The following is an 11619-nucleotide window of genomic DNA, read 5'->3' as shown; positions in this document are numbered from 1 at the left end:
CTGGGGCGACACCGATCTGCCGGCGCCGCGGTTGCAGCGGGATATTAGAGGCATCGAACGATCCCCCTCACAACCTGCAGTATCGATCAAGGCGCAGGAGGACTTGGCCGACGCCGCTACGGCGAGGATCGGCGCTTGCAGCCCTAGCTATGTCACCCGCGCCCTGGCGGGGAAAAGACAAAGCCCGGGAAGGGTTGCCGCATCGAGCCTATTGATAACGCTGCACCCGACGACGTAGAGGTCCGGCGACCCATGACCGCAGGCTACGCGTCGAACTAACCGAAGGGATTGGACATACATGCTTACTTCTGTTGGCCGAGCACGCGAGCAGATGCACCGGCGCCGTATTTCTGATCGAACAGCGCGGCCTGGTTGGGGTTGGCCTTCAGGCGGGCGATAGCTTCGGGCGGGACAGTGCGCACTGCGGTGGGTGCGCCGCTCGGCTGAATGAGTTGTCCCGTCTGGTTGTCCAGCACGGTCGACGCCTCACGCACAGCCTGCCCGGTGGCGGGATCGACGGTCTGGCCACCAGGGATGACCGTGTAGCGGTTGGCGTTCGCCTCTTTCCCGCCGAGCGCCAGCACCTTCTGCGTGGCGGTGCGGACGGCTTCGGGCGTGGTCGCCTTCTGGAGCTCGAGCTGTGCGGCCTCGAGACGCGCCCGGCCGCGGTTGTCGAACTCGGCCGCCGTCTTCTTCAGGCCGAATTCGTCGCGGTTGATCGCATCGCGAACGCCCAAGCGCGCGTTCGTGGCGGCGGCGCGTCGGTCGTCACCCGCTTCGCGGATGCCGAGCCGCGCGGTCTCGCCGGCGTCGCGCTGGGTGGCGCGAGCCGACTCGCCAGCTTCGCGCATCGCGCCTTCCGCCGTGCGCTGGCGGTTCTCGATCGGCGCGAGCGCTGCCTTGACCACGATCGGGTCGCCTTGGTAGCCGGCGCGCGGCGACCAGCTGCTGCGTGCCGCGGCGGTGCGCAGGTTCGCGTCTTCGAAGAACTTCTCGCGCGCCGCGCTGCCCATGCCGTTCTCTGCCGGGCCCGTGCCGATCACGGAAAGGCCAGCGCCGGGCTCGACCTGCGCGGCAGTGGCCGCCACGCCAGGCGCGCCACCAACGAAGTTCGCAGTGGGCATCGACATCGAACCGCCGCCGGCCTCGCGGCCGTTGATCGAGACATCGCCCGACACGTTGATGCCGGAGTACGCGGTGCCCGCGCGCCGCACAGCACCGGAGGCCACGGCGCTGGGCTGCGCGCCCACGGGTCCGGCCGCCGCTGCGCCCGCGGCAGAAGCATCGGTCGGCGCGACTGGCACGGCCGACGCTGCTGCACCGCCGACGGCGGGAGGCGCCATCGCGTTGTCTACGCGCGGCACATCGGGCAAGCCTGGAGCACGTGCGCCAGGCGCCCCGGCGAATTGCGTGCTGCGCGGGTCGGTGAGGTTGTTCAGGCGCAGCGGCGCCACAGACAGCGGTGTCGCAGGCTGGAAGGCGGACGGGCCCGTGGCCATCACACCGCGTGCGAGGGCTTTGTCGTTCGCGTGCGATGAGAAGCGACTGTTGGGGTTCGGGTAGATCCCGAACGCCGCACCGGTTTGCTGCGGCGCCATGGCAGAGACTGGCGACGTGGCGGGCGCGGGCTTCGCGGCAGCCGTTTCATTGGCCGCCAACTGCACGGCCTGGGGACTCGGCGGCAGCGAAGCGGTCAACATCGGCAGGGGTGCCGGAATGCTGACGCTGCCGATCTGCTTCACGCCAAGGCCTGGGGACGCGGCCGCAACAGCATGGAAGCCACCTGGAGCCATATCGGGTGCGGCGGCGACTTCCGAAGCAGCTCGATTCTGAATATCGAGCCCTGCGGGTGCGATGCCGACAGGTTCTTGCTTGATCGGGTCGATCAAGCCCCCGTTCGCTTTGGCCACCATGCCGTTCTTGCGAACCGCGCCGCCGACAGGCGTATGGGTGGCATCGACGAGTGCCTGCAGCTTCTGCTTGCCAACCGCCGCGGTCGTGTCAGCGGGCAGCATGAATTCTCCATTGGATGCCCAGATCGGCACCGAGTCGCTGGTGCGCGTGCCTGGGCCACGAATCGCACCGCCATGCACGAACGACTTGGCGTCCCGGTGCGAGGCCGGAACCTCATTGGCGGCACCATCCTTGCGGACCCGAAAGCCGAGGCCAGGGGCCTTTGGAGCTGGAATGTGCTTGCGCGTTGGTTGTTGAGTGATGGTCATGGGTGCCCTTCGAGTTTCGGGTGTTTGAAATGCCTACGGCATTTCAGCCCGAGCGCACGACCACATCAAACACGAAGGGGGGGCGTAGTGCCGCATCGTTGCAGAACCGCATCAGATTGACTGCTGCCAGTGCGTGCCATGCTGCATACAGCGAGGTCGTTGCATCAACGACGCTGGGCCGCCGCCAACGAGCCGTCAGTACGACGACAGGATCGGCGTGAGGCAGTCTTCGAAGCCGACGTGGACCCTGTTCATCCGGGTCGCCAAGAGTCGGTCGCCGGTGAGGATGGCCAGCATCATGGCGCTGATCGTGACCAGGCCGTTCGAACACTCGATCAACTGCCGGACGATCTGTACCGGGAAGCCGTCCTGGTGACGGTGCAGCGCGTGGATGCCGCCGTGCACGAATGAGTTCAGCGCGTGGCGCTGCATGTCATCGAACCTTCCCAGCATCGCAGCAGGTGCTGCGGCGGCGGGCACCGCAACCGAGGCGTTCCGTAGCTGCTTGATCATGTCCCGTGCAAGTGGCAGCTTCCGTGCCGCCTCGTCGGCCTCGGCGGTGAGTGGTGCCGCCGCAAGGGTAACGTGCTCATCGCTGGCGGCGAACAGCAGCCACGCCGAGCGGGCGGTAGCTTCGTACTGCAGGCGCATGAGCGGTACCGCGGACGACACGAACCCACCCGCGACCAGGTTGCGCAGCGCTCGCGCATGTTCCATTGCCAGCGACGCTGCGGTGACGCTCAGGCCCATGCGCGGTGCATCTTCACCGTAGACGGGGTAGTCGTCGAGATCCAGCAATTGGACGATGGCGTCATCGAGTTCTTCGGAGCGTCGGAGGATTCGTTCGATAGGCATGGCTACAAAGATTGGAGTGTGCTTGCGCGCATTTTCGATGGCCAGGGCAATCATCTGGTGGAAGATGAAAAGCCCCGTCACCTCCACGATGATCGGGCCCGCGCGCGTTCTGCTTAGGTGCCTTGGGATTGCTGACGACGGCGCTCACGATCGCCCCGTCTTTCCGAGATCAGCGAAGTCCGTGCCGCCGCCCAGGATATGGGCCATCAATGCATCCAGACTCTTCGTGAGTGCGCAAGAGGCGCGTTCGAGCCGGTGCGAGAACAGGCCGCGGATGTCGATGTGATCGTCACCATTAATACTCGTCGAGGTGATCAGCATGACGCCACCGATCTCCCCTCGCTGGGCGCGCGCCAACTCGGCGGCTAAGAGGTCGATGATCTCTTGCTGGTCCGGTGAAGCCAGCGCTGTCCGGCGCGCAAAAGGCAAAACGTTGGTCGTTGAGCTCGCGGATTTATCGATTCTTGTGATAATTGAAGTAGCCATGGTGTGCGTTTCCTTTCAGGGGTTGCACGGTTTTGGTTAGACGGTCCTCGGTGTGTCCAGCACCTTGGGCCGTCGCTTTTTGTGCCTCAGAGGTGCCCTGAAAATTCGGGACACCTCTGAGGCGCGGCAGTCACTCCTTCTTCGGTGGTTCTTTCGCCTTGTCGATGCGATCGCGGACCCAAGCCGCGCCGCCGAGCCGGTCGAGCTTTTCTTTCTGTGTCGGCTTCATCCGCACCATCACCGGGATCATGGATTCGCCCTCGGGTAGCGGCTTCCTTCCGCTGCCAGGTCGCGGGCCTCCTCGGGTTTGCTTTGGTTCCATCATTTGATTAATGTAAATCGCAAATCAATCTGACGCAAGAGTGCATTGCTGCTGGCCGCATAGTGCCGTCGGACAACGCCACGCTACGGCTACAGTAGCGCCAGAGGGGCCAAGTCAAAGAATCGGGCCTCCGCACGTGAGCGATGGAACAGCGAGGAGAAGAAGCATGCACAAATGGTTGGTTGCGGTCGGCATCCTGGGCGCGTGCTTTGGTGCCGATGCTCAGGTTCACAAGTGCGTCGATGCCACCGGCAAGATCAGCTATTCCCAGCAGCCATGCATGGCCTCGCAGCGTGGCGGGCAGGTGCTCGGTGATGGGGCCACGATGCGGCGAACGGAGGAAGAAGAGGCCTACCAAGCCCAGCGCAACAGGGCGAGCCTGGCGCGCACGCTACAGCAGCACCAAGAAATGTTCGATGGTCCAGCCCAAGAGCGCCAGCCGACCGTAGAGCGGCGAAGGGGGATCGAAGCCCCGCCGAAGGAGTCGCACCAGGAAGCGATTGAGGACATGGAAGGTTGCGAGACCCACTCCACGCGCAAAGGCTGCATCGGGGGCGAGCGAGCCCGTAATCCGAACTGGTCAGCGCGCCGCGGCTACTATGGTGGCGGAGGTCCCGCCGATCAGCGCCACGAGGTTGAAGCAGAACGCGCGCGCCAGGATGCTGCGGCAGCCGCAAGTAGAGCGCCAGGTCGGCTCACTAACTGCACTGCCTCCGGCTGCTCGGATGGAGCCGGGAACCGATACAACCGCACTGGCGATGGCAGCAAGTTTTGGCGGTCGGATGGGAAGTTCTGCACCTCGTCGAAGAGTGGCTGGGTGACTTGCAACTAATCTATTCACCTGCCACCTGCCACCGAGGTTCTGCCTGCAACAATCATGAAGCCGTTGATGCTCACAGGAGAGGTGTCAGCTCCTGGCCCGTTGGGCCGCTGTCGCTGCAGCCGGGTCGCCTCTCTAGCAACAGCACAGACCACACACGGCGTAATGCAACTCTGCCCCGGCTGCGTGGCCATGCTGCTTGAGCGAGGCCTTGCGCCTGCGGACGATCAGTCGGACCCGTGGCGCTCACGCCGTGGCAAGACCGACGCGATGAAGAAGCGCGTCCCTGGGGCGGCATTCACCAGCCGACGCCAGTAGACGCAGGGCTCCCAGCGGGTGCAGCATTGCACCTCATCCTCCAGGAGCTCTCCATGTCGAACAGACACAAGCCAGCCCGCAAGGCCGGACTCACCCGGACCGGAAGGTTTACGGGATGGGAGTCCGACATCGACTTCAGTACCTTCACCTCTACGAATGGCAAGTTCGCCGAGTTTCGTACTCGAGAAATCATCTTTTCAGTGGAGCTCCTTGAGCCCATCAACGGCGAGCGGTCTGCAAAACTAAATGTCAGTTGCTATCCCCCGAACTGGGTGAAGGTCGTCAATGCGGAGGAGAGCGCTGGAGTTGCCAAGATCTCGGTTTTCAAGAAAACCGGCGTGGAGATTCATGCGGTGGTCAATGACGACGAGTGGACCACCTTGCTGACACTGACGACATCAGGGCAACTCGCGAGCGTCAGGGCGTCGTTCGACGCACTGGTTCGGGGAAAGGCAATCGTCCAGTCGCTTCGCTTTTCGACCAGGGGAGCGCAAGACCTGAACCAACCTGGAGAGTGAGCGGCACAGCAGTTGCGCCATGCCGCCGTGCTGCTCTCGTCGTTGCGGGCGTTGCCCCGGGTGATGATTCCGCGCGCCGGTGCGCGGCGCTAGCTGGGCCCGCGGCGCTGATCAGTCCCCGGCTCACAGCAGCTCGCTACTGCTTCGCTCATGGTGCGGACGCCTGGTCGTCATCGTTCGGCACTTCTTGAACGACAGGCATGGCACTGCGCCCGATCCTGGCCAGTAGCGAGGTCAGCGGGTCATCGCCGTTGGAGCCGGCGCCTTCGATGCCGAATGCCTCGCGCTCCATGCGCACCAGCTTCTCGAGCATTTCGACGAGCTTCTTGGACGAGTCGACGCGGCCGACGGTGCTGATGATCTTCTGGTAGAGCTCGTTGAGCAGGTCGCGACGGTGTTTGCCGTTGTCGTCGGGTCCAGATTGGTCGAGCAGTTCGCCGAGCTGCTGGAACAGGGCGAGGTTGTCGGTCTGGGCTTCCAACTCGGCCAGGAGCGAGCGGAAAAGGCGGCCGGCGCGCTGAATGTCGGTGCGTTGGCTGATCCGGACCTCGAACACTCCGACGGCATTGGCCTCGATCACGACGTGTTCCGGTACGCGGGTTGCGCTGCGTACCTCACTGCGTACCGCTTCGTTGCGTACCAAAGCCTCGGCCTTGGCTTGGATCTTGGCGGCGAGGTCGCGTTGCCAGTCTTCCTTCTTGGCACGCTTGCGGATCGCACCTTCACTCACGCCTTGCTGAGAGGCGATCTGGCGCAACGACTTGATGCCCGCGCGGTAGTCCGCCTCGATGACTGGCCAGTCGGTGCCCGTCTTCTTAGGTTCGATCGTGGCGCGGCCCATCAGTGAATTCCCTTCGCGTCCAGGTGCACATCGGCGCGATGCGCGGCGCCGGAGAGGAACTGGTTGACGGATTTCTCAGCGTCCGCAAGGTGTACCGCCATCGTCGACCAGGACAGCGGGATCACGTTCGCGGCCTCGCAGGCGGCCTCGACCACACCGTCGAGCAGTGGTTGCCCGGCCGAAGCCCAAAGCAAAGCCTTGCGGATCTCGGCGGTCGGTCGCATCAGGGCGAGTTGGGCTGCGCAGAGCGACGCCACGCCGATCCCGGCGGCGACGTGCTCATGACCGCGAGCCCCGTCACGGGCAATGATCACCGTGATGCTGTGGTCGGCATGGCTGATGACGAGGTCGGCGCGACCATACAGGAGATGGAAGTCGCATTCCAAGGTGTCGATCGCCGGATTGAGCGGCGGGATCCGGTCTTCAAACATCTTTCCGGTCGAAGCCTCTGATCGGAACAGGAGAACGAGAGCGGCCTCGCCGCCGACTTCGCCCGCGCGCTTAAGCAGCTCGATCGTCATGGGTGAATCTCCTTGAGAAGAAGAAGGAAGCGAGCCGGAGATTGGGGGTGCGTCGGTCATTAGGTCATGCTCTTGAAAACGTTGGTGATTGGCAATCCACATGGGGGCGCTTGATGCTCTGCAGGTCGACCAGGGACGATCCTGGTCAAAGTTCCACCCTCCCGCGCCGCACGCCGCCGGCGGCCGACGTTGGCACCGGCCCTTCCCAGCTATCGAACCGGGTCTGATCGCCGATGTAGCTCAAGCTCAGCGCGCCGCAGCGCCCCTGCCGGTTCTTCGCCACGCTGAGCTTGGCGTAGTACTGCCACTCCGGCCCGAGGTCGGGCTTGGCCTGGACCGGTCGGTTGATGAACAGGATGATGTCGGCGTCCTGCTCGATCGCGCCGGAGTCGCGCAGATCGCTGAGACCCGCGGTCTGGTCCACGCGTTCCTCAACCTTGCGATTCACCTGTGCCAGGCACACCACTGCAATGTCGAGCTCCTTGGCCAGCGTCTTCAGGCCGCGGCTGATTTCCTCGAGCTGGTAGGCGCGCGACTGCTTGCCGTCCAGGCCCGACATCAGACCGATGTAGTCCACGATCATCACGTTCAAGCCGTGCAGGCGCTTCACGTTCCGGGCCTTCGCGCGCACCTGATTGATGTTCAGGCCACCTTGGTCGGACACCACGAATTTCAGGCTGCGGGCGCGCTCCACACCCTCCACCACCCGATCCCACTGCAAGCCGGCGCCACGGTTCGGGCGCTTCACAGCCGACAGGCTGACGCGGCCGATCATGGCCGTCAGGCGGTCGCGCACCTCCATGTGCGGCATTTCCATCGACAGCATCGCCACCGCGTAGCGCTCGGCCATGTTGATGCCGATGGTCATGGCCAACGCTGTCTTGCCCTGGCTCGGCCGCGCGCCGATGATGACCAGCTCGCCGGGGCGGATCCCACCTTCGAGGTATTCGTCCAAGTCGGCCAAGCCGGTCGACATCGCGGTCGTCTTGCCCTCGGCCCGGTCCTCCAGCAACGACGCGTGCAGCGCCATGCCCTCAGCGACGCCGATCCACTCGTCCCGCGGCGCCTCGCCGATCAGCTTCGCAAGTTGGCCTTGAGCGGCCTCGATGCGTTCCTCGATGCTGCGCCCATGGTCCTGCGCCAGTTCCGTGATCTCATTGCTCACGGCCATCAACTGCCGACTCTGGTAGCGCTCCACGATCAGCGCCGCATATCGCCGGACATTGGCCGAGCTCGGCACGTACTGCGCCATCGCGTTCAGATCGGCGAACGCCTCAGGGTCGTTGAGCGCCGTGCCGGTCGTCACCACGTCGCAGTGCTTGCCAGCGATGATCTGGCGCGAGATTTCGGCGAAGAAGATGCGGTTGCGGTCGGAGTAGAAGTGCTCCGTCTTCACCGTGTCGCCGATGCGATCCCAAGCGCCGTTGTCCAGCAGCAGCCCGCCGATCAGGCTGTGCTCGGCCTCCAGCACGGCCATGGCGTCGATGGCTTGATGGTCGTGGTTCAAGCCGCCTCCTTGTTCTCGTAGTTGCCCTGCACGACCTTGGTGAAGTTGTCAGCCTTCATGAGCCAGCCCAGGTTGCAGGCCCACTTTCCGTTGCGGCCAGTGAGGAAGGCGGAGCCGGCGACGTTCTGGAAGAAGCGATCGAACCAGTCCAGGGCCTCATTCGCGGTGGTCGCGTACCGCTCGCCGTTGGTGCGCTTTGCGGTCATTACCCACTTCCACCGGGCCCGCATCGCCTCTGCGTTCTTCCCCTGCCAAAGCTCGGGCCTCGGCTGGGGCAACTCGGGCAGATGCTTGGCAAAGAGGTCGATCATCCGAAGGTGCGGACAGTCGGGCAGCGCCTGCGTCTGGCACGGCGGCAGCCCACTGCCGACCGAGGCGGTAGCCTCTACTGACGGTTCCTGATGGTTCAATGACGGTTTGGGTGCAACGGGGTGCAGGGGGAACATGCACCCGGTTGCAGGGGTCTGCGCACCCGGTTGCAGGGGTGCAGCGCATTGCGGGGGTGCAATAGATTGCAGGGGTGCACCCGGCTGCATGGGTGCAACGTGTTGCAAGGGTCGGCGATCCTCGCGACCAGCGCCAAGACGGTCGAGCGCGATGCGATAGAGGTTGGCGCCGCGCGGGCCGCGGCCGATCTTGATCTCCAGCTCGCCGCTTTCCTTGAGGTCTGCGAGGGAGTAGTTCGCGGCGCGCGGCTTCACGCGGCATTTCTGCGCCAGCGTGGACACGCTGGGGTACGCGCGGCCCTGGTCGTCGGCGAAGTCCGCGATGGCGAGCATCATCAGCAAGTGCGCGCCGGAGTGGCTGGATTCCTGCCAAACGCGGCTCATCACGAGGATGCTCATTTATGACCTCCCGCTGGTGCCGCATGCGTCGCGAACTGGGCCGAGAGGCGCCCCGCTCGCGCTATCGCACGGGCCCAGGCCGCGGCCAACTCGGCGTCGTCCAACACCGTTGCGCGAGTAAGACCATCGCGGAAATGAGAGATCAGGCGCGTGCGGCGAGCGATCTGGCGATAGGTGGGCAGGTTCACGTCGCACCCCCGATCTGGATCTGGGCCAGGAAGGCGTAAACGTCATTCCAGTGGGTGAAGCTCCGAGACTGGCCCCAGCGGCTCACAGTGAACATCACGCAGCCATCGTCGGCGCGGACGTTGCGCTGCAGGACGTGGCCCTTGATGGCGAACTTCGCCGTGACCGTTGCGAAGTCCTTTGCGGTGGCGGCGCTCGGTGCGACAAGCCCCGCTGCAACGGGGCTTGCGCTCTTGTGGGGTGCCGACATCTAAGCCACCCCGAGCGCGCGCTTGATTTCCGCTACCGGCCAGGCCAGACGGCCATGCACGCGGATCGGGCGAATCGGACCATTCTCCAAGCAAGCCCAGCCGCGCATCGTCTGCGGGCGGCGGTCCAGGTAATAGCCGGCCTGTTCGGTCGGCACCGTCGGGCGTGTCACAGTTTCCAGCGGCGGGTACAGCTTGCATTCCGTTCTCGCGCGCCGGGTGCCGGCGCTGTGGTGGGTTGCGGTCTCCATTCGGAACCATCTTTCTGCCCTAAGGCGTAGTCGTGATGGTTGCCGAGTATTCGCATGCGCAGAGAATCACAAAACACTAAGGGGGTGTTGGTGCAGCTTGCGGTGTTTATTGATCCTCGTTGATGCATAGACAGCACTCCGGAAGACAACAACCTTCAGCCAGCAGGAGGAACCGAACGATGAGGCTCAATCGATCGATGTCGATCGCGCAAGTGGTGAGTTGGTGCGCGATCGCGATATGCTGTCTTTATGCGCCTGAGGCGCTCGCGCTATCGGAGCCGCGGGACAACGTGTGCGCTGCCTCCGACAAGTGATTTCAGTACGCAGACAAAGTCAAAAAAGCTATCAGACCTTCGTCGCTGACTCACTACAGGCCAATCACTACGTGTGCGCGCCCGGCCGACCCGTAGGCGTCCGTGGTGATGTCATCCGAGGCCTGCGGACTGTACGATGATCGCCATCAACGAAAGAAGGGCGCGAAGATGAGCTTTACTAAGCGGTGGATTGAGGAAGACGGGCCGAAAGTGCAAGCACCCGCAAGCCACAAGCTAGACCTACATGAAAACGCCCTGGACAGCTTTAACGAGGCGCTCACGCGGTTCAAGGAGGGGACTGGCGGAAACGTCAAGGCCTACAAGTTCGCGATCCAGCACTTGTCGCACTCGATCGAGTTGCTCTTTAAGTCACACATCGCGCAGATGCACCCGCTCCTTATCTACAAGAACCCGTTCACCGCGAAACCGCTGGACCGCGAGATGACCATTGGGCTCTGGGATGCGGTGCAATTCCTGAAGAACTCAGGCGATCCGATCGGCAAGGACTTCGAGGCTGACCTGCTCTGGTTGAAGAAGCTCAGGAACGAAATCGAGCACAGTCGATTCGACATGGATGTCGCAACAGTTCGGGCAACTATGGGTCGGCTGGTTGAAGCGATCAAAGACTTCCACGATCACTTCGATGACGACCTCTCTGCATTCGTCACCAAGGGCAATTTACCGCTCTTTGAAGAGCTATCCGACGAGTACAGGCGGTCGCTAGGTGAGGCAAGGGCCAAGGCGGCAGCGTCTACTCAGGATGGGGAGACTCATGACTGTGAGTTCTGCGGAGAGCGGGACACTGGCGCAAGGATCGACGGCGAGGTCAAGTGCCAGTACTGCGGCGAGTCGAACTACACGGTCGACTGCTTGCGCTGCGGGGCCGACGAGTTGGTCTCCGACGCAACTCTGTGGAACGATGAGGATGGCCGATCCGACTACTTGTGCAGTTCCTGCTACGCGCACTACCAGAGCTTGGTTGCGGCAGACTGAAAACTGATCGCCAACAGCAGAACTTTAAGCAAAGCCCTTCCATCGACCAGAGACCTGGGATACCCCAGCACAGCGAGTTTGCGACTGTCGATTCAATCGATTCACCCGGCGCCCCCGGCTTTACGAGCCGGAGGAGTCCCAATTGCCGCCTATCTCTCCATCACTACCTCACAGTGAATCCACGATGAGCTAGTGGTGGAGAGCCCGGGAGTCGAGCAACAATCATATCCTTTGTTTTCCTCGGTGCTCATTTGACATCCTTCATAGCGTGGCTTGCGTATGCGGTCAATTAACCACGCCCTTGTTGAGTGAACGATGAGCTGTGAGGCTACGTGTCCATGTAGAGCAACATGGACATGTAGAGATGACAGA

The 11619-nt window shown here is 63.3% G+C and carries 12 protein-coding genes; 3 read left to right on the top strand and 9 right to left on the bottom strand.

Annotated elements, in window-relative coordinates:
* Nucleotides 1-302: 302 nt before the first annotated feature.
* The 3 genes from FB547_RS23210 to FB547_RS23200 all read right to left on the bottom strand — a co-directional run bounded on the left by FB547_RS23210 (nt 303) and on the right by FB547_RS23200 (nt 3563).
* On the bottom strand, nt 303-2222 hold the full coding sequence (locus tag FB547_RS23210) for a hypothetical protein (RefSeq protein ID WP_145746015.1): 1920 nt from the start codon (nt 2220-2222) through the stop codon (nt 303-305).
* Between the two features lie 195 nt (nt 2223-2417).
* Entirely contained in the window at nt 2418-3131 is a 714-nt protein-coding gene (locus tag FB547_RS23205; protein WP_145746014.1) for a DUF6988 family protein, read from the bottom strand.
* Between the two features lie 90 nt (nt 3132-3221).
* Entirely contained in the window at nt 3222-3563 is a 342-nt protein-coding gene (locus tag FB547_RS23200; protein WP_145746013.1) for a hypothetical protein, read from the bottom strand.
* Between the two features lie 488 nt (nt 3564-4051).
* On the opposite strand from FB547_RS23200, the gene FB547_RS23195 reads away from it, so the two are divergent.
* A complete protein-coding gene (locus FB547_RS23195) occupies nt 4052-4717 on the top strand; it encodes a DUF4124 domain-containing protein (protein ID WP_145746012.1) in 666 nt (221 codons plus the stop codon).
* Between the two features lie 359 nt (nt 4718-5076).
* Nucleotides 5077-5541 (top strand): hypothetical protein, encoded by a 465-nt coding sequence (locus FB547_RS23190; protein ID WP_145746011.1) that lies wholly within the window; start codon nt 5077-5079, stop codon nt 5539-5541.
* A gap of 148 nt (nt 5542-5689) precedes the next feature.
* Here the strand turns inward: FB547_RS23190 and FB547_RS23185 are convergent, their stop codons facing one another.
* The 6 genes from FB547_RS23185 to FB547_RS23160 all read right to left on the bottom strand — a co-directional run bounded on the left by FB547_RS23185 (nt 5690) and on the right by FB547_RS23160 (nt 9940).
* Entirely contained in the window at nt 5690-6382 is a 693-nt protein-coding gene (locus tag FB547_RS23185) for a hypothetical protein (RefSeq protein ID WP_145746010.1), read from the bottom strand.
* Complete coding sequence (locus FB547_RS23180; RefSeq protein WP_145746009.1) at nt 6382-6903, bottom strand: hypothetical protein; 522 nt, start codon at nt 6901-6903, stop codon at nt 6382-6384. The genes FB547_RS23185 and FB547_RS23180 overlap by 1 nt, the downstream gene beginning before the upstream one ends.
* Before the next feature lie 145 nt (nt 6904-7048).
* Complete coding sequence (locus FB547_RS23175; RefSeq protein WP_261380370.1) at nt 7049-8410, bottom strand: replicative DNA helicase; 1362 nt, start codon at nt 8408-8410, stop codon at nt 7049-7051.
* Complete coding sequence (locus FB547_RS23170; RefSeq protein WP_145746008.1) at nt 8407-9255, bottom strand: helix-turn-helix domain-containing protein; 849 nt, start codon at nt 9253-9255, stop codon at nt 8407-8409. The genes FB547_RS23175 and FB547_RS23170 overlap by 4 nt, the downstream gene beginning before the upstream one ends.
* A gap of 184 nt (nt 9256-9439) precedes the next feature.
* Entirely contained in the window at nt 9440-9691 is a 252-nt protein-coding gene (locus FB547_RS23165; RefSeq protein ID WP_145746007.1) for a hypothetical protein, read from the bottom strand.
* Nucleotides 9692-9940, bottom strand: a complete 249-nt coding sequence (locus FB547_RS23160) for a hypothetical protein (protein WP_145746006.1) — start codon at nt 9938-9940, stop codon at nt 9692-9694.
* A 422-nt stretch (nt 9941-10362) separates the two neighbouring features.
* On the opposite strand from FB547_RS23160, the gene FB547_RS23155 reads away from it, so the two are divergent.
* A complete protein-coding gene (locus FB547_RS23155; RefSeq protein ID WP_145746005.1) occupies nt 10363-11247 on the top strand; it encodes a hypothetical protein in 885 nt (294 codons plus the stop codon).
* Nucleotides 11248-11619 lie beyond the last annotated feature (372 nt).

Source organism: Variovorax beijingensis (genome assembly GCF_007828835.1).
GTDB lineage: Bacteria > Pseudomonadota > Gammaproteobacteria > Burkholderiales > Burkholderiaceae_C > Variovorax > Variovorax beijingensis_A.
Note: the sequence above shows the minus strand (reverse complement) of the source record. Positions and strands in the feature narration are given on the sequence as shown.